This window comes from Mycolicibacterium gadium, assembly GCF_010728925.1.
Lineage (GTDB): Bacteria > Actinomycetota > Actinomycetes > Mycobacteriales > Mycobacteriaceae > Mycobacterium > Mycobacterium gadium.
Genome location: NZ_AP022608.1, coordinates 5,265,304 through 5,282,932 on the forward strand (window position 1 = coordinate 5,265,304; position 17,629 = coordinate 5,282,932).

General features: G+C 64.1%; 16 protein-coding genes and 1 pseudogene. 5 read left to right on the top strand and 12 right to left on the bottom strand.

The genetic code is table 11. From position 1 onward, the window contains the following. Positions 1-117: 117 nt before the first annotated feature. From G6N36_RS26000 to glpX, 6 genes are all read right to left on the bottom strand, one after another. Positions 118-3,504 carry a TM0106 family RecB-like putative nuclease gene (locus G6N36_RS26000; RefSeq protein ID WP_235690183.1) on the bottom strand — a complete coding sequence of 1,129 codons (3,387 nt, stop codon included), beginning with the start codon at positions 3,502-3,504 and terminating at the stop codon, positions 118-120. Next, positions 3,482-3,664, bottom strand: coding sequence for a hypothetical protein (locus tag G6N36_RS26005; protein ID WP_163689593.1), 183 nt, complete (start codon positions 3,662-3,664; stop codon positions 3,482-3,484). Before G6N36_RS26005 ends, G6N36_RS26000 begins: the two co-directional genes overlap by 23 nt. A gap of 342 nt (positions 3,665-4,006) precedes the next feature. Beyond that, positions 4,007-4,444 carry a DUF1810 family protein gene (locus tag G6N36_RS30400; protein WP_407938944.1) on the bottom strand — a complete coding sequence of 146 codons (438 nt, stop codon included), beginning with the start codon at positions 4,442-4,444 and terminating at the stop codon, positions 4,007-4,009. After that, a complete protein-coding gene (locus G6N36_RS26015; protein WP_235690184.1) occupies positions 4,390-5,148 on the bottom strand; it encodes an AAA family ATPase in 759 nt (252 codons plus the stop codon). Before G6N36_RS26015 ends, G6N36_RS30400 begins: the two co-directional genes overlap by 55 nt. A gap of 117 nt (positions 5,149-5,265) precedes the next feature. Then, positions 5,266-6,684 (bottom strand): class II fumarate hydratase, encoded by a 1,419-nt coding sequence (locus tag G6N36_RS26020; protein WP_163689595.1) that lies wholly within the window; start codon positions 6,682-6,684, stop codon positions 5,266-5,268. A gap of 31 nt (positions 6,685-6,715) precedes the next feature. Beyond that, positions 6,716-7,744 (bottom strand): class II fructose-bisphosphatase, encoded by a 1,029-nt coding sequence (glpX, locus tag G6N36_RS26025; protein ID WP_163689596.1) that lies wholly within the window; start codon positions 7,742-7,744, stop codon positions 6,716-6,718. A 54-nt stretch (positions 7,745-7,798) separates the two neighbouring features. On the opposite strand from glpX, the gene G6N36_RS26030 reads away from it, so the two are divergent. Both G6N36_RS26030 and G6N36_RS26035 read left to right on the top strand, forming a co-directional pair. Further along, complete coding sequence (locus G6N36_RS26030) at positions 7,799-8,446, top strand: DUF4245 domain-containing protein (RefSeq protein ID WP_163689597.1); 648 nt, start codon at positions 7,799-7,801, stop codon at positions 8,444-8,446. Between the two features lie 8 nt (positions 8,447-8,454). Then, positions 8,455-9,252, top strand: coding sequence for a dienelactone hydrolase family protein (locus G6N36_RS26035; RefSeq protein WP_163689598.1), 798 nt, complete (start codon positions 8,455-8,457; stop codon positions 9,250-9,252). On the opposite strand, the gene G6N36_RS26040 is transcribed toward G6N36_RS26035, so the two are convergent. The 3 genes from G6N36_RS26040 to G6N36_RS26050 are packed head-to-tail and all read right to left on the bottom strand — an operon-like array spanning position 9,233 to position 12,066. Then, positions 9,233-10,465 (bottom strand): AI-2E family transporter, encoded by a 1,233-nt coding sequence (locus tag G6N36_RS26040; RefSeq protein ID WP_163689599.1) that lies wholly within the window; start codon positions 10,463-10,465, stop codon positions 9,233-9,235. The two genes, G6N36_RS26035 and G6N36_RS26040, sit on opposite strands and share 20 nt — an antisense overlap. Before the next feature lie 9 nt (positions 10,466-10,474). Beyond that, the gene (locus tag G6N36_RS26045; RefSeq protein WP_163689600.1) at positions 10,475-11,302 is read right to left on the bottom strand and encodes an SDR family NAD(P)-dependent oxidoreductase; all 828 of its coding nucleotides are present in this window, start codon (positions 11,300-11,302) and stop codon (positions 10,475-10,477) included. Further along, a complete protein-coding gene (locus tag G6N36_RS26050; protein ID WP_163689601.1) occupies positions 11,299-12,066 on the bottom strand; it encodes an SDR family NAD(P)-dependent oxidoreductase in 768 nt (255 codons plus the stop codon). The genes G6N36_RS26045 and G6N36_RS26050 overlap by 4 nt, the downstream gene beginning before the upstream one ends. A 61-nt stretch (positions 12,067-12,127) precedes the next feature. Between G6N36_RS26050 and G6N36_RS26055 the strand changes: the two genes are divergently transcribed. From G6N36_RS26055 to G6N36_RS30165, 3 genes and pseudogenes are all read left to right on the top strand, one after another. Beyond that, positions 12,128-12,592: an SRPBCC family protein gene (locus tag G6N36_RS26055; protein ID WP_163689602.1), complete on the top strand. Its 465-nt coding sequence runs from the start codon at positions 12,128-12,130 to the stop codon at positions 12,590-12,592. Between the two features lie 118 nt (positions 12,593-12,710). Further along, a pseudogene (locus G6N36_RS30160) lies at positions 12,711-13,286 on the top strand (SulP family inorganic anion transporter); the annotation flags it as partial. Positions 13,287-13,393: 107 nt separating this feature from the next. Then, the gene (locus G6N36_RS30165; RefSeq protein ID WP_264001349.1) at positions 13,394-14,293 is read left to right on the top strand and encodes a SulP family inorganic anion transporter; all 900 of its coding nucleotides are present in this window, start codon (positions 13,394-13,396) and stop codon (positions 14,291-14,293) included. Here G6N36_RS30165 and G6N36_RS26065 read toward each other — a convergent pair. The 3 genes from G6N36_RS26065 to G6N36_RS26075 are packed head-to-tail and all read right to left on the bottom strand — an operon-like array spanning position 14,283 to position 17,627. Continuing rightward, positions 14,283-15,161 carry a formylglycine-generating enzyme family protein gene (locus G6N36_RS26065; protein WP_163689603.1) on the bottom strand — a complete coding sequence of 293 codons (879 nt, stop codon included), beginning with the start codon at positions 15,159-15,161 and terminating at the stop codon, positions 14,283-14,285. The two genes, G6N36_RS30165 and G6N36_RS26065, sit on opposite strands and share 11 nt — an antisense overlap. Next, the gene (locus G6N36_RS26070) at positions 15,154-16,074 is read right to left on the bottom strand and encodes an HAD family hydrolase (protein WP_163689604.1); all 921 of its coding nucleotides are present in this window, start codon (positions 16,072-16,074) and stop codon (positions 15,154-15,156) included. Before G6N36_RS26070 ends, G6N36_RS26065 begins: the two co-directional genes overlap by 8 nt. Next, the gene (locus G6N36_RS26075) at positions 16,074-17,627 is read right to left on the bottom strand and encodes an arylsulfatase (protein ID WP_163690918.1); all 1,554 of its coding nucleotides are present in this window, start codon (positions 17,625-17,627) and stop codon (positions 16,074-16,076) included. Before G6N36_RS26075 ends, G6N36_RS26070 begins: the two co-directional genes overlap by 1 nt. Positions 17,628-17,629: the final 2 nt, after the last annotated feature.

Consider the following 17,629-nt stretch of genomic DNA (forward strand, 5'->3'; position numbering starts at 1 on the left):
TCGCATTTTGCGTGGGTGGCGGTCTGAGGATAACCCGAATGCCGCTCGAATTTATCGGCGACTGATCGAGGCCTCGCAAGGTCTTTGAGGAGCCGATTGGCGTGGTGACCAGTTCGTCTACCGCTGAGCCCGCTCCACGAACGCATTGAGTGTCGAAATGAGTCGCATCTCCTCCACCGTTCGAGCTCGAGCATTCAACAGTCCCTCTGTGCACACGAGGTACGCCAAACACCGGGCCCGGCTGATAGCGACATTCAGGCGGTTGCGCGAAAACAAGAAGTCGGCGCTACGGATCATGTCCGCTCCTGACGAGGTGGCCATGCTGAAGAACACGACCGCAGCCTGCCCGCCTTGAAACTTGTCCACGGTGCCAACGGGCACTCCGGCGCTGCGCGCGTTGCTGTCGAGCAGGCGCTTAATGGTCCGGACCTGGTCGTTGTACGGCGCTACGACCATGAAGTCGCGCACGGTCAGCGGATTGATCTCACCGTTGAAGTTGGTCCACGGCGTCCCGACCAGTCGAGTCACTGCGTCGGCTATTAGTACCGCTTCCTCGACCGAAGACGTGCTGTTGCCCAGATGCTCGGCTGCAACCCAGCGCAGTCCGGTACCCGCGACGGTCGTCTGCTTCCGGCAATTCTCGTGGTACGTCAGCCGTCCGCCGTAGATCTCCTCGGAAATGAAATTCGAGATGTCCGGATGCATACGCCGAGTCTCCGCGAGGAAAGGGCCCCGATCAGCTGGCATCGTCACTTCGTCACCCAGAACATGCTCGAGCGCGCTACGGCCGCCTCCGCCCGGGTGTACCGCCTGCATAACTTGCGGGAGCTGCGACGGGTCGCCGAGCAGGATCATGCTTCGTGAGGACGTTGATGCCGCCAACGCGTCCGCCAACGCAAGCTGCCCTGCCTCGTCAATCATCAGCACGTCGACCGGCGAAGCGCGTAGCTTCTCGCTGGAGAACAGCCACGGCGTTCCGGCCACGACGTTGAATTTCAGTTGCGCGGCGACACCTGCGTTGCCCTTTCGGAAGCCAACGATCTTGTCACCGGTCTGATTTCGCACGCCGCACAGTCGTTCAAGATCGCCGTACTCACCGAACACCTTCACGATTTCGCGGAGCAGGTTCTCGATCGCTCGGTGACTGAACGCCGTGATGCCGATGCGCTTGCCCGCACTTACCAGCGCGTGCACCATGTGAGCTGCGCGGTACGTCTTACCGGTGCCCGGCGGCCCCTGCACTGCGACGTAGCTATTGTCGAGATTCCGTGCCCAGTTCTTCATCTCGGCGAGGTCGTCGGTGAATAACGCGTTGGGCGGGCCGCCCGATTCCGCGAATCGGGGCAGTTCGCGCCGCAGGAGCGCCTCGGTCGCGGGATTAGCCCTGTCGCCCTCCAGTAGCCGTGATGCGAAGTCTGACAGGGCGAGACGCTTTGGCTCTGTACGAATCCACGTATGGAGGACGACGGCTGTAGGGACGTGTTCGGATTCGGCTTGTTGATCGGCCCACACCAAGTCAACTTCTCTGGCTTCGAGGTCCAGCCGATCGATTCTTGTCGTTTTCCAGGTTCCGTCGGGCAGCGAGTACAGCAGACTCTCATCGCCGTGCGGGAACCCGTCGACCCTCTGCGGCGGGAACAAGAAGCGCATCGCAGGCGACTCCAGCTCTTGCCCGTTCTTTCCAGTCCTGGGGCGCAGACCCAAGGGCTTTAATGCCGCGATGATTTCGCGGTCATCGAATTGCGAGCTGAGATCCCGTTGGAGGTCGGCGAGTTTCGGCATAAGGTAGGCCCACCACTCGCGGGTCCAGTAGCCAAGAAGATCACCCAACAGGTGGTCGGGCGTCTCTTTCTCGAACGCATGGAATTCCGCGATCTGCTCGTCGATCTTCTCCAGTAGATCGTTGTCGCTCTCGTTGGGCTCCGGCCACGGCAGCGTCACGGGCCGCTGCGTGATAAGCCAGTCGCGGAACGCCCGCGTCGCACGCACGTCGTCCTCGTTGTACGCGGCGATGCTGGTGAGATCGTCGGGATCGTTTGTCGCCATGAACTTTTCATACTGGACAACTGCTCCAGCGCCCTTATCGATGAGGTGGCTGCGTTGATAGCCGGTGAGGCGTTCCAGAAACTTGAGGCTGTATGACTCCACACCGACTTGGAACGATTTGCGGGCCACTGCTAGGAGGTCCACGAACAACCCAGCCCGAACCAACCGACCGAACTCCTGCTCCGCGACGCCGTGGATGGCGGTCAACCCTTGCAGCGCGGAGCGCTCGGTGTGGTTGTAGTGGTAGACGTGCATGCCGGGATAATCGGAACGGCGCATCGTGAGGTACTGAATCAACGAAACAACTGCTCGTGCTTCTTCATCCGGATTATGTGCCCACCACGCTCGGTAGGCCCAGCCTCCTGGCTGCCTTTGTTCGATGAGTCCGAATAGGAAGAAGAGTCCAGCGTGTGCCCGCCAGAAGGGGTGCCCCTCGAAGTCGAGGAACACATCGCCGTCGTCGGGTTTAGGCAAATTCGCGAATCCGTGATCTCTCAGGGGGTTTTCGCCAAGATCGATCATCGTGAAGGGCGGAGTCGCTTGATCGTTCAGCCTTGCTTCCACCTGCAGGGCCGCTTGTTGCACAAGCCAATGCAGTCGTTCGGGACGAATTCCAGATAGCTGCAGGTTGAGCACACCCAGCTCCGCCACTGTCGTCACGCCGGATCCACTCAGGAGCGTGCGCTCCGTCGGCCGAATGCCGGGAATGAAGGTCAGCGAGTCTTCCTCGCGCCATTGGGCATCACACAAAGCTGCGAACTCGCAGAATTCGCAGTGCGAACACGGCTCGGGATGCGTGTCTGCCGCGACATCCGCGGAGATCGCCACCGCAAGCTGTGCACGCAAGCGGCGCCAGTAGGGTCGGAACTCATTGACCCGCAGAGTTTCCCGTCGCCCCGATCCCAGCCAAATGTGCATGTGACGAGGGTCCGCTCCGGTCAATGCCTTAATGGCGTCGGCGTAGAAGCACAGCTGTAATACGTGGCCTGGTTTGGCGGCGGAACGCGACAACTTCGCGTCGACCGGCTCATACGAGACATCGCCGCTTTCGGGGTCTTCGACCCGCTCGACGAAGTCAGCGATCCCGCGGATACTGTCGTGGATAAAAGGCATCTGGTACAGGACGTCATGACCATCGGCGAGCGGATTACCTACACGCTTGACCCAAGCTTCGAACGATTCATGTTCGTTCGTCCGTCTACCTGGAACCGGATAAACATGCTTTCCTTGGAGCTCATACTCGGCCAAGCAGTCCAGTTCGTGAATCTCGCCCTTGCGCTGAACAAGTCGCGCGAACGAACCGAAGGTGGGAGGCGGTGCTTGTAGCTGCCCGTCTTCGACTTGGTTGCGGAGCGTTAGGTAGTGAGGGCAGTCGAGCCACGCAGTGATCTTGGTTGGAGTGACGAGCCGGTCTGACATCAGTACCCTAGCGATCTCAACGATTCTCGGTGCGCGCACGACCCGCCGCTGACTTGGGGTCGAGTGCGGTGAATACAAGATCGCGCAGCTCACTCGTCTGCTGTGCCATCTGGTCGCGAGCTGACTGGACAACTTCTTTGGGATAGTTGACTGTCAGGCACCACTCGGCGTTCTCGATAGCACCGATGTCGCCCCACACTGGCTTATCGTGACGCCCGTTCAATGCGGCTTCAACGAAGGGCCGAGGCAGCAACATTCTCATGCTGACACCCCAAGCCGGTTCAACGGGAAATCTGATAGGTCATTCTCGCCCGCCATTGCCCCCCTTGCGCCTCCGTCAGGCTATCGGGTGACCCCGCCAGAAAGCAGCCGCGTGAAGCAATCCGTCTCGATGCGCCGACCGGTTGTAGCGGTCTGGCAGCGGCTTGGATCCAAGACGACAGAATGCCTGTCGCGCTGCCGGGCCCGTCTTGTAACCCGTTCATGGAGGTGCAGGTTCGATCGGAGCGCGATTGTGCAGGTGTAGGGAGCTTTGCGCCGATCAGTCTGTGCAGCGACTGAATGGCCACCACCGTCGTCGGCCTTTTCGCGTCGGCGGATTCTGCGGCTCGACGGGCGTTGCTGCCGACGCCGATTGTAAAAGCCGCAGTGTATTCGCGTCCCGCTCGCCGCGGAAGTACTTGAGCATGACCGCGACGAAGTCCGCGTCGTCCCCGCCGTTCTTGGCTACCTCCGCGAACAAGGTCATCGACGATCTGAGCTTGCGGTCGTCGGGGAAGCCGCCCATCAGCGTGTTCGCGTTGACCGCTCCGGACCGGACGACCAACTGCGCACATTGATGCAGTCGTGGACCAAGGACCTCGTGTGCTAGATAGGCGGCGGCTTCCTCGCGGGACTGGATTTCGAACTTCTTGGCGGTGTCGCTTAGCTCAGGAACGTCTTTGCCGGCCGCTCCACGTCGTCCAGCGCCCTGGCCAATTCGATGGCATAGAACGGATTTCCGCCGGACACCTGATGGATACGCCCCATTACGGGCCGTGCGAAGGGCCGCTGTAGGCGCGACGAAACCGCGGAGTGCAGTTCGCGAATACTCAATGGGCTGAGGCGAATACGGGTCAGGGCTTCGGGGTGCGGCAACTGCAGCCATGCCGCGCTGGCGCCGTCGTGGACCTCGGTGCGCACGCTGCCGAGTATGCCGACCGGTCCGGTGAGGCGCCGCGCGGCGAATGCGATCACATGCACGCTGGACAGGTCGAGCCACTGCAGATCGTCGATGGCCAAGAGCAACGGGCCGGTTTCGGCGTAGCGCTCGATGACGGCGAGGAACGCGGCCGCGACGGCGCGTTGGTCGGTCACCTCACCCGAGCCTGCCCGCAACAGCACCTGATCCACCGCGAGCAGCTGGGGTGCGGGCAGGTCCGCCCACGTGCGGGGGTCGACGTCGTCGAGCATGTCCGCCAGGGCGGTGTACGCAAGAACGGATTCAGCGGCCGCGGCACGCGTGGACAGCACCCGGAACCCTCGAGCCGCTGCCTCCTCGAGGGTGGCCAACCACAGCGTGGTCTTGCCGATTCCCGGCTCGCCTTCGATTAGCAGCGCGGATGGCCCGACGGTCGTCGAGGTCAAGAACGTCTTGACCGAACGATCCTCCGTCGGGCGGCCTCGTAGACCAACCTCCGGCATCCACAATTCCCGGCACGTAGACAACTGACACAACCCCTGCACCGCACGACGCCCAGGACAGGCCAGGTCGCGGCGGTGGCAGTGTGTCTGTACCCCCTACGCAGCGGTTGTACTCCCTTAGCGCTCGCCGTCCTTGACCTTCGCCATCGCCAGCACGTCGAGACGCTTGTCGAGTTCCTCGAGGGACAGCTTGTCGCCGATCAGCCCGCGGTCGATCACGGTCTGACGGATGGTCTTCTTCTCCTTGAGCGCCTGCTTGGCGACCGCGGCGGCCTCCTCGTAGCCGATCGCGGAGTTCAGCGGCGTCACGATCGACGGCGAGGACTCGGCCAGCTCGCGCAGGCGGTCTTCGTTGGCGACCAGACCGTCGATGCAGCGCTGCGCGAACAGCTTGGACGAGTTGGTCAGGATCTTGAAGGATTCGAGCAGGTTGCGCGCCATCATCGGGATGTAGACGTTGAGTTCAAAAGCACCCGAGGCGCCTCCAAAAGCGATCGCGGCATCATTCCCGATGACCTGCGCGGCGACCTGGGTGATCGCCTCCGGAATCACCGGATTGACCTTGCCCGGCATGATCGAACTGCCGGGTTGCAGGTCCGGGAGCTGGATCTCACCGAGGCCGGTCAGCGGACCAGAGCCCATCCACCGGACGTCATTGGCGATCTTCGTCAGCGACACCGCGATGGTGCGTAGCGCTCCGGACGCCTCGACCAGCCCGTCGCGGGCGGCCTGGGCCTCGAAATGGTTTGCGCAGACGCGCAGTTCGGCCAGGCCGGTCAGCTCCGTGAGGACGGCGACGACGCGCTGGTCGAAATCATCGGGGGCATTGAGGCCAGTGCCCACCGCGGTCCCGCCGATGGCCAGTTCGCCCAGCCGCGGCAACGTCGACTTCACCCGCTCGATCGAGGCCTCCACCTGGCGGGCGTAGCCGCTGAACTCCTGGCCCAGCGTGACCGGGACGGCGTCCATCAGGTGGGTACGGCCGGACTTGACGACCGTGCGCCACTGGTGAGCCTTGGAGTCGAGCGACTCGTGCAGGACCTCGAGCGCCGGGATCAGGTGGCGTACCGCGGCTTCGGTGGCTGCGATATGCGTTGCCGTGGGAAACGTGTCGTTGGACGACTGCGACATGTTGACGTCATCGTTGGGATGCACCTTCACGCCGTTGCGCTCGGCGACGCTTGCGATGACCTCGTTGGTGTTCATGTTCGAGCTTGTGCCCGAACCGGTTTGGAAGACGTCGATGGGGAACTGGTCGTCGTGCAGACCGTCGGCGATCTCGCCTGCGGCGGCGATGATCGCGTCGGCCTTGTCGGGCGCCAGCAGACCGAGATCCTTGTTGACCTGTGCGCAAGCGCCTTTCAGCAGGCCGAGTGCGCGGATCTGGGTGCGCTCGAGCCCACGACCGGAGATCGGGAAGTTCTCCACCGCACGCTGGGTCTGGGCCCGCCAGAGCGCGTTGATCGGCACCCGGACCTCGCCCATAGTGTCGTGCTCGATGCGGTATTCGGTGCTTTCCGCAGCGCTGTCGGGCATTTGTGCTCCCTGTTCTTCGGTGTGTTTGCGGTTACGGCAGCGGATAGAACGCGTTGCTGTCGCCGGTGAAATCGATCGCAGAGTATTCGTTGAGCTTGGAAAGGCGGTGGTAGGCCTCGATCATGCGCACCGTGCCGGACTTGCTGCGCATCACGATGGACTGGGTGGTGCAACCGCCGCCGGAGTAGCGCACGCCCTGCAGCAGGTCCCCGTCGGTGACGCCGGTGGCGCAGAAGAACACGTTCTCCCCGGACACCAGGTCCTCGGTCTCGAGCACCCGGTCGACGTCATGGCCCGCGTCGATGGCCTTCTGACGCTCGTTGTCGTCGGTGGGTGCCAGCACGGCCTGAATGGCGCCGCCCATACAGCGGATCGCGGCGGCGGCGATGATGCCCTCGGGAGTGCCGCCGATGCCGGCCAGCATGTCGGTACCCGAATTGGGGCGGCACGCGGAGATGGCACCCGCGACGTCGCCGTCGGAGATCAACCGGATACGGGCGCCCGACTCGCGGACGTCGGCGATGAGTTGTTCGTGGCGCGGCCGGTCCAGGATGCACACGGTGACGTCGCGCACCGACAGTCCCTTCACCTTGGCCACGGCGCGGACGTTCTCGCCGATCGGCGCGGTGATGTCGATCGCGCTCACCGCCTCGGGGCCGACGGCGATCTTGTTCATGTAGAAGACCGCCGACGGATCGAACATGGCGCCGCGCTCGGCGACCGCGAGCACCGAGATGGCGTTGGGCATGCCCTTGCTCATCAGGGTGGTGCCGTCGACCGGGTCGACCGCGAAGTCGCACTCCGGCCCGTCGCCGTTGCCGACCTCTTCGCCGTTGTAGAGCATGGGCGCGTTGTCCTTCTCGCCCTCGCCGATCACGACGACACCGCGCATCGATACCGAGTTGACCAGCTCACGCATTGCGTCGACGGCGGCCCCGTCGCCGCCCTCCTTGTCGCCGCGGCCTACCCATCGTCCTGCTGCCATCGCACCGGCTTCGGTGACTCTCACGAGTTCAAGGGCGAGGTTACGGTCGGGTGCTTCACCGCGCGCGGGTGTCATGGGCAGATTGTCCCATTAGCCCCCCGCCCTTTGGGACCTGGGATACTGGCGACCATGACCACCCAACCGGCTCCGGCTCCGCGGCCAGCGAAGTCGCGGCTACTGCAGGACGGCCGGGATATGTTCTGGTCGATCGCACCGCTCATAGTGGCCTGCGTCGTGCTGGCCGGGGTGCTGGGGATGTGCTCGTTTCAGGCCAGCGGACCCGCCGAGGGTCCCGTGCCGACCTACGACGCACCCGGCGCGCTTCAAGCCGACGCGGAGGCCCTCAAGATCCCGATCAGGGTGCCGCAGCTGCCCGAGGGCTGGCAACCGAACTCCGGCAGCAGGAACGGCATCGACGGTGGCCGCATCGATCCGACATCGGGGGAGACCCTGCGAGCGGTCAGCTCGACGGTCGGTTTTCTGGCGCCTAGCGGCATGTACGTGAGCCTGACGCAGAGCAACGCCGACGAGGACAAGCTCGTCGCTTCGCTGCGACCCGACGTGCGCCCGACAGGCGCCGAGGACGTCGACGGCGTGACGTGGGTGGTTTACGAGGGCGGAGATCGGGAGGGGCGGCCCGCCGAGCCCCTGTGGACGACGCGGCTGAACGGCCCGACGGGGCCGGCGCAGGTTGCGCTGACCGGGGCCGCTACGACCGACGAGTTCCGTACGCTGGCTGCGGCGACGCAGACCGCCGCTCCACTGCCTACCAAGTAGGAGACGTCATGGCCATGCTCGAAGCAGACCTCACCGGCTGGACCGTTTCGCCGTTCGCCGCTGCGGGCTTCACCCATGACGTGTATCGCAGAGGTGAGGGTCCCGGAGTGGTGCTGATCCCGGAGATGCCCGGCGCCCATCCTGGCGTGTTCGCGCTGGGAAATCATCTGGTGGACAACGGGTTCACGGTGGCCATACCGTCGCTGTTCGGCACTCCCGGAGCGCCGGCGATGCGTCCCGGCGCGGTCCCGGTCATGTTGCGTGGTTGTGTGGCAAAGGAATTCGCGGGTTTTGCGACCAACGCCGACCGTCCGGTCGCGCACTACCTGCGTGCGCTGGCCCGCGATCTCAATGAGAAGACACCGGGCAAGGGCGTCGGCGTGATCGGGCAGTGCTTCACCGGCGGTTTCGCGCTGGCGGCTGCGGTCGACGACAGCGTGCTCGCGCCCGTTCTCAGCCAGCCATCGCTGCCGTTTCCGCTGACGCCGAAACAGCGGCGCGACCCGGGCCTGTCGGAAGCCGAGCTGAAGATCGTGCAGCGGCGCGCTGCCAACGAGGGACTGTGCGCGCTGGGATTGCGCTTCAGCGAGGACCCGCTGGTGCCTGCCGAACGATTCAAGACTCTCAAAGACCGGCTCGGCGATGCGTTCGAGGTCATCGAGATCAACTCGAAGAAGGGCAACGAGCACGGGTTCGGCAAGATGGCGCACTCCGTGCTGACCCTGGAGCGCCGCGAGCAGGAAGGCCACCCCACCGACGACGCGATGAAGCGCGTCGTCGAGTTCTTCAATCAGCGCTTGACGTAGCCGCGGGCGACTTTTCGTCCTTCTCGGACTCGGACTCGGACTCGGTCTCGGCTTCTTCTTTGGCCTGTTCACGCTTCTGCTTGATGCGGCGGCCCAACCGCCACACCGGGTTTCGCTTCTTGGGTTTGGTGTCTTTCTCGTCGGGCTGATCCATCGGCACACCCTTGTAAACGGCCAGATACACGCTGATGGTGGTGACGATGATGATCATCAGCACCGGGCCGATCACGATGCCCCACGCGCCGAACATCGCGATTCCGGCGAACACCGCCAGCAGCATCAGCGCCGAGTCCAGGCGGGCAGCGCGGGGAACCAGTATGGGGCGCAGGAAGTTGTCGATGTTCGTCACCACGATGAGGTGGAACAGGATCACGAATATGCCGCCGTAGATATTGCCGAACAGGATCATTCCGACACCGAACGGGATCGTGATGATGCCGCTTCCGAGCGGAATGACCGACAGCGCCGACAGTAGAACGGCGAGCAGGAAGAAGCCCTGGTGGAATCCGGCGAGGTAGATCGACCCGGCGCCTGCGACGCCCTGGCAGACGGCGATGACGAACTGGCCCATGACGGTGCCCTTGACCATCGCGCCCATCTTCGACATGTACAGGTCGGTGATCTCCTCGCCCAGCGGATTCAGTCGCCGGATGAGCAGCAGCACCTTATCCCGGTTGGTCAGCAGCGACAGGAACACGTAGAGGAACAGGATGGCCGCCGTGATCGCACCGAATGCGCCGCCGGCGGCGCCCTGGAGTAGGCCGAGCAACCACTTGCCCACTTCCTGAGCGACGGTGGTCATCGAATTCTGTAGTGACTCAGGGGTGATCGTGTAGTCGACAAACGGCACGCGGTGCAGCAATTCGTTGGCCAACGCCAACGACCGGTTGCCGAGGGCCGACAGATCGGTGTTCTCGACCCAGACGGCGACCCGCTCGACCATGTTGGTGATCTGGATGACCGCAAGGAACACGAACAGGCTCAACGGCACGATCACCGCGGCGAAGGCGGCCAGTAGCGTCAGCGTCGCCGACAATCCCGCGCCGAGTTTCTTGTTGAGCCGTGTGTAGAGCGGCTGGAACAGGTAGGCCGCCACCGCGGCGACCACGATCAGAATGAAATACCCACGCAGGAAGTACGCGCCGAAGGCGATCGCGACGACGGTCGCGACCGCAAGCGCACGCTTCTGTGTCAGCGTGAATTCGGTGTTCACGCGCTATTTCTACAGAACTTTCGCTCGCGCCTCGACCTGTTTGGCCCGTTGACCCTCGATGAACCGCATCGACATGCGATTCAGCAGAGTGGGGGCCATCCTGGCGAACAACCATTGAACGCGCGCGATCCGCGGCTTCACCAGGATCGCCTTGTTCTTCTCGACCGCGCGCAGGATGTCCTGCGCCAACCGGTCGGCGTCGTACGGCCTGCCGCCCTGAGTTTGCAGGAAGTAGTCACGGCCGACGAATCCGCCGATGGCGCCCTTGTCGAGGATCGGCGTCTCGACGGCGGCCGGGCACACCACGAGCACGCCGACGCCGCGCGGGACCGCTTCGGAGCGCAACGCCATCGATAACCCGACGACGGCATGTTTGGTCGTCACGTAACTGGTGATCTGGCCCGCCGCGGCAAGGCCCGCCATCGACGCGGTGTTGACGATGTGGCCGTGGCCCTGGCGCAGCATCAGCGGATAGGCCGCCACGACGCCATGGACGACGCCGCGCAGGTTGATGTCGATGATCGTGTTCCACTGGTCCAGCGTCAGCAACTCGGTGTCGCCGCCCCAACAGATTCCCGCGTTGTTGAACATCAGGTCGAGTCGGCCGGCGCGGTCGACCACGTCGTCGACGACGGCCTGCACCGCCCCCGCGTCCGTGACGTCGAGTCGTGCTGCGCGGGCCCCGCCACCCAGTGCAGCGGCGGTCCGCTCGGCGGCCTCACCGTCGATGTCGGTGCACACCACATGCGCGCCTGCGCCGACGAGCGCGCGGCACAACGCTGCGCCGATCCCCGACCCGGCGCCCGTGACGATGGCCTGCTTGCCGGCGAAACTCACTGAGCCTCCGCCAGTTTCATCACGTGCCCCAGCACATCCGGGTACTTCTTCAGGTGTGCGCCGCCGTTGAGATCAAGCACCTCACCGGTGAGCCACGAGTTCTGCGGCGAACACAGGAACACCACCGCGTTCGCGATCTCCTCCGGCTTACCCGCACGCCCGAGCGCGGTGTTCTCCGCATAGTCCTCGACGAGGCCCGGGATGAGCGACGAGCCCGCCGTCAGCGGCGTATCGACGAAACCGGGCGCCACCGCATTGACCCGGATGCCGCGCGGCCCCCACTCCAGCGCCGCGACCTGGGTCAGCATCGACAGCCCGGCCTTGGCCGAGCAGTAGGCGCTCATCCCGACGGCAGGCTGGCGACCGTTGAGCGAGCTGATCGACACGAGTGAGCCGCCCGCTCGCAGCTTCTGTCCGGCGTATTTGGCGACGATGAACGATCCGTTCAGGCATACATCGACGACTCCGCGAAACTCGTCGACCGACAGGTCGGTGATCAGGCCGAGGCTGCCGAATCCCGCGCAGTTCACCACGACGTCGAGCGGACCGATCTCTTCGAATAGGCGTTGCACCGAGGTCTCGTCGGTGACGTTGACCTGTGCAGCGGTGTGAGGCTCGCCGAGTTCGGCGGCCCGTTCTCGCGCGCCGTCGGCGTTGAGGTCGGCGATCGTGACGCGGCAGCCGTCGGCCGCGAGCGCCTGTGCGCTGGCCCAGCCGATGCCGGACGCACCACCGATCACGACAGCCACTCGCCCGTTGCTCATACAGTTGCCCTTTCGACGCAGTGGAACGCGTTCCAACTTAGCTCTTTGACACACTCGACCCATGAGCGATCTCAATATGTCGCAGACAGTCCACGTGGCAGCCACACCCGAGGACCTCTACGAGATGGTGTCCGATGTGACGCGGATGGGGGAGTGGAGTCCCGTCTGCCGGGAATGCTGGTGGGACGAGGGCGCAGGCCCGCGCGAAGGCGCATGGTTCACGGGCCGCAACGAGACTCCGGAACGGACCTGGGAGACCCGCAGTCAGGTAGTGGCCGCCGAGCCCGGGCGCAGGTTCGCATGGGAGGTCAACAACGGCTGGGTGTACTGGTGCTTCACCTTCGCGCCCTACGGAGCGGGCTCGCTGCTCACCGAGGAATGGATTTTCCTGCCCGCAGGTATCGAGGGTTTCCGCGAGCGGTTCGGTGATCAGGCTGACGCCGAGATCGAGAAGCGTCGGGCGGCGGCCGAGAGCGGCATCCCCGCCACGCTCGCCGCAATCAAGAGGGCGGCTGAAAGCGGCTGACAGAACTCACCGCGGTGGCAGGCTGTGATGAGTGAGCCGGTTTCGGTCATGGGGGCGCCCACGATTTCGTGACGTGATCGCGGGGTTGGTCACCGGGCTGTTCTCGATTCCCGAAGGAATGGCTTACGCCAGCATCGGCGGGTTCAACCCGGTCGCCGGTCTCTACTCAGGTGTCGTATCCACGATCGTCGGGTCGATGTTCGCCCGGACGGTCCTGATGGTCACGACGCTGACCAGCGCGCTGGCCCTGACCTCGCAGAGCGTGTTGAGCGCAGCGGGACTCGACCCGACCGATCCCTCCAACATCGCGGCGCTGGTGCTCGTCGCGGGCGCCGTCATGCTGCTGTTCGGTCTGTTGCGTTTCGGGGCGATGATGAACTTCGTTTCGAACGCCGTGATGACCGGCTTCACCACCGGTATCGCACTGCAGATCATCGCCGGGGTGATCCACGACGCCACCGGCTACCGGCCCGACAGTCACAACACCGTCGGCAAGTTCGTCGATGCCTTGATCCACTTCGGCTCATGGCAGTTGGCGCCATGTCTGGTGGCGCTCGGCACGGTCGCGGTCTGGGCCGTGTTCTATTTCATCAAGGCGCTGGAGGCGTTCGCGACACTGATCGCGTTGGTCGTCGTGACCGCCGTGGTGTCGGTGATCGCCGTCGACGTCGAGACCGTCGGCGATATCGCGTCGATTCCAAATGCATTGCCGCCCGTGCAGATGCCGAACTTCGGCGCCATGCCTGAGCTGTTGGCCGGGGGCTGGCCGTCGCGCTTGTCGGACTCGCACAAGCCGCCGGTATCTCGGCGGCCGTCCCGAATCCGGACGGCCGCCGGCCCAGTACCAACGGCGATTTCGTCGCCCAAGGGGCGGCGAACCTGGCCGGCGGCTTCTTCGGCGCCTTGCCGACGGGCGGCTCGCTGTCCAGAACCGGAGTGGCCGTCTCCGCCGGTGCCCAAACCCGATGGACGGGCATCTTCGCCGGAATATGGCTGGCCGCACTGGTATTGGTTGCCGGTTCCCTGGCAGAACTGATACCGATGCCGGTCATTGGTGGCCTGATCCTGGTCATAGGGCTGGAGCTGGTGATGGGGCGCCGGGACGATATCGTGCTGGTGCTGCGCACCGCACCGTTGTCGGCAGTGGCGATGCTGATCACCTTCGCCGCTACCACGCAATTGCCTCTGCACACCGCGATCCTGATCGGAGCGATCACGTCGCTGGTGCTCTACTGCGTAAAGGCCGCGCAGTCGGCACAGTTGATCGCGTTACGGCCTGTCGGGTATGGATGGGAGCGGGCACCGGTACCCGCCGCCCTACCGAACAACGAGGTCGCCGTCCTGCATTACGCGGGCGTCGGTCTGTTCGCTGAAGTACCTCGCATCGACGAGGAGTGGCCCGACGTGTCCGGGTCGCGGAATGCGGTCGTGGTGCTGAGCATGGCCGCCCTGCCCGACGTTCCGTCATCGAAAGTCGTCCATGCACTGAACAAATGGGCCACCGACCTGCACTCGCGCGGCGGCCGCCTGATCATCGCCGGGCTCAGCCCTGCCGCGCTACACGTAATGCAGCGCGCGGGCATCGGGGACGTGGTGGGTCAGGACGGTCTGATACCGGCGAGCACCAAGGTCTTCGGCGCGTTGGAGGACGCCGTCGACGCTGGGCGCGCATGGATCGAGCGTGGGGAAACTAGCGCTTGATGCACCGAAAGCCGATGTGGCTCATGCCGGTATCGACGGCTTGGGGACGCCGCGCAGCGGGGCGATAGCGAAGGCAGTAGACGTCGGCGCATAGAAAAGAGCCACCCTTGACCACTTTGCGAGGCACCTGAAACTGCGGCTGCCTCGGGTCGTAACTGTCCGAAGCACAACAGGGTTGATCGTCACGGGTCTCGCCGTACCAATCACTGGTCCACTCCCACACGTTGCCGGCCATGTCGAAAAGTCCGTAACCGTTGGGTGGATAACTGCCGACCGGTGCGGTGCGGCCATAGCCTTTGTCGGGCCGCCAGGGGAAATCGCCGTGCCAGTAGTTCGCCAGCGGCTCGCCCGGCGATTCCGCCTCGTCGCCCCACGTGTATTCCGCCTCGCTCAGCCCACCCCGTGCGGCGGTTTCCCATTCGGCCTCGGTCGGCAGGGACATGCCCGCCCACCCCGCATAGGCTTCTGCGTCTTCGTAGGCGACATGCACCACGGGGTGATCTGCGCGCTTGTCGATCGAAGACAGCGGACCGACGGGACGGCGCCACGCCGCCCCCGGCGTCCAGGTCCACCACAGGTTGAGGTGTCGGAGGTCCACAGGTCCCGTCGTCCGGGTGAACACCATCGATCCCGGCTGCAGATTCTCCGGCGGTGCCTGCGGATAGTCCGCGGCGTTCACGGGCCGTTCAGCGACCGTGAGATATCCTGTGGCATCGACGAACTCGGCGAACTGAGCATTCGTAACGGCTTTCGTCATGATCCAAAAGCCGTCGACACCGACGGACCGCGCAGGCGCTTCCTCCGGATAATGACGATCGGAGCCCAGCGTTGCCGTCTGCGCTGGAATCCAGACGAGTTCGTCAGTCACCGAAGACGGTCGTCCAGTCGTTCTTCATGCTCACGACGGTCCAGCCGAACTGATCGGCATGGTCCAGGATGCGCTCTGCCCCCGCGGTGTAGTCGAACTCGCGTTCGCCGTCGTCGTGCAACACCACCAGTCGCATAGCCGCGGCTCCCGGTTTACCGGAATAGTGCAGCATCTCGTCGTCGCCGTTCGAGTTGCCGGCCGACAAGATGGGGCGGCGGCCGATCCGGCTCCAGATGCGAACCGGCTTCTCGGGTCCGTCGTCGAACACATCGAGTGCCGGTTGAATCAACAGCTCACCGTGACCGTCCGCCCCCTCGAACTTCAGATTCTGCGCGGTGCCCACGACGCGTTCAGGCGGTATGCCGTAAATCTGCGAGGTGACGGGGCGCATGAAATCTCGGCCGCCGCCCGACACGATGTAGCACGTGAACCCGTTGGTCTCGAGGTATCGCAGCAGTTCGACCATGGGGGTGTAGGTGCAGTTCAGGTATGGGCGACCGAGGGTGGGGTGATTGGCCTCGGCGTAGAACTTGCCGACCAGCGCCGCATGATCGTCGACCGTCATCGACGCATGCAACGACATGATCCCGCCCGCAAGCACTTTCAGGTCGGTGTCGTCGCCCTGGTAGTGCTTGGTGATGGCCCCGCCGAACCATTGCAGATCACCCGCGACGGCCGCCTTGTACGGCTGCTGATCGGCCAACGACCCGTCGGCCGCCGCTTTCTCCGCGAGCCGGCGCACGATGAAGTCGAGCTGGATGTACATCGGCTTCTCGCACCACAGCGTGCCGTCGTTGTCGAAGACCGCGACGCGCTCTTCGGGTACGACGAAATTCGGGCCCTCGGTGGTGACCCGTCCCACGAAGTCGACGATCGCCGACTTCGTGGGTCCGTCGGTCCACGTGTCGAGCATCAGCCGCCCCGAGACGCGAGAAACTTCTCCAGCTCCTCGACGGCGTTGTTGATCGTGAAGGACGCCGGCTCCTGGCGCGGCGGAAACTCCTTGAACGTCTCCAGGAACCGGTTCACCAGGGCCGATCCGTAGAACATCAGGAAGAGGCGGTCGATCATCCAGTCCCAGTACGTGTTCGACGTGATGTCCGCGTGTTCGAATGGATCAGTCCGGAGATTGAACAGTTTCGGTGCGCGGAGTTTGGTGAAGGGTTCAAACCACACCTGCAGCGTGCCGGGGCAGCGCTGTTCCATGAAGACGATCTTCCAGTTGTCGAACCGGATGCCCAGCACATCGCCGTCGTCGGAGAAGTAGATCAATCCGCGCCGCGGGCTCTCGTCGACTTCACCGGTGAGATACGGCAGCAGGTTGTATCCGTCGATGTGCACCTTGTATTCGGTGTTTCCGTCGGCGCCGGCCTTGTGGCCCTTCTTCAGCTTCTCGACGATGTCGGGGTCGCCCGCTGCGGCGGCGAAGGTGGGTAGCCAGTCGTGGTGTTGCACAATCTCGTTCGACACCGAACCCGGCTTGATCTTTCCCGGCCAGCGAATCATTTCTGGAATGCGGAATGCGCCCTCCCAGTTGGTGGCCTTCTCGCTGCGGAATGGCGTGGTGGCACCGTCCGGCCAGCTGTTGGCATGTGGCCCATTGTCGGTGCTGTAGATGACGATGGTGTCCTCGGCGATGCCCAGCTCATCGAGGAGATCGAGCAGTGTGCCGACGTTGCGGTCGTGGTCGATCATCGTGTCGTGGTACGGCGATTGCCAGCGACCGGCCTGTCCGCGGCTCTCGGGCTTGGTGTGGGTCCGGAAGTGCATGTGGGTCATGTTCATCCAGACGAAGAACGGGGTATCCGCCTCGTGTTGACGTCGGATGAAATCGGCACACGCCGTAGTGGTTTCGTCGTCGACGGTCTCCATCCGCTTTTTGGTCAGCGGGCCGGTGTCCTCAATGCGTTGCTTGCCCACCGGGCCGTACCGCTCGTCGACCTCGCCCGAGTCCTCCTCCGTCGCCCACGAGTGGATGACGCCGCGAGGCAGTAGTGCCTTGCGCAGGAGTGGCGCCTCCTCGGCCGTCGGATAGTCCTCGTGCTCGGGTTCCTCTTCGGCGTTGAGGTGGTACAGGTTTCCGAAGAATTCATCAAATCCGTGGGCGGTCGGCAAGAACTTGTTGAGGTCGCCCAGGTGGTTCTTGCCGAACTGTCCGGTGGCGTACCCCATCGGTTTGAGTACCTCGGCGATCGTCGGGTCCTCTTTCTGCAAGCCGACATCGACACCCGGCATGCCGACCTTGCTCATACCGGTGCGGTACACGCTCTGTCCGGTGATGAACGACGATCTCCCCGCCGTGCAGCTCTGTTCGCCGTACGAATCGGTGAAGAGCATTCCTTCATCCGCGATCCGGTCGATGTTGGGCGTGAAGTAGCCCATCATGCCGCGGCTGTAGCAGCTCAGGTTTTGGATGCCGATGTCGTCGCCCCAAATGACGAGAATGTTCGGTTTCGAATCGGGTATGT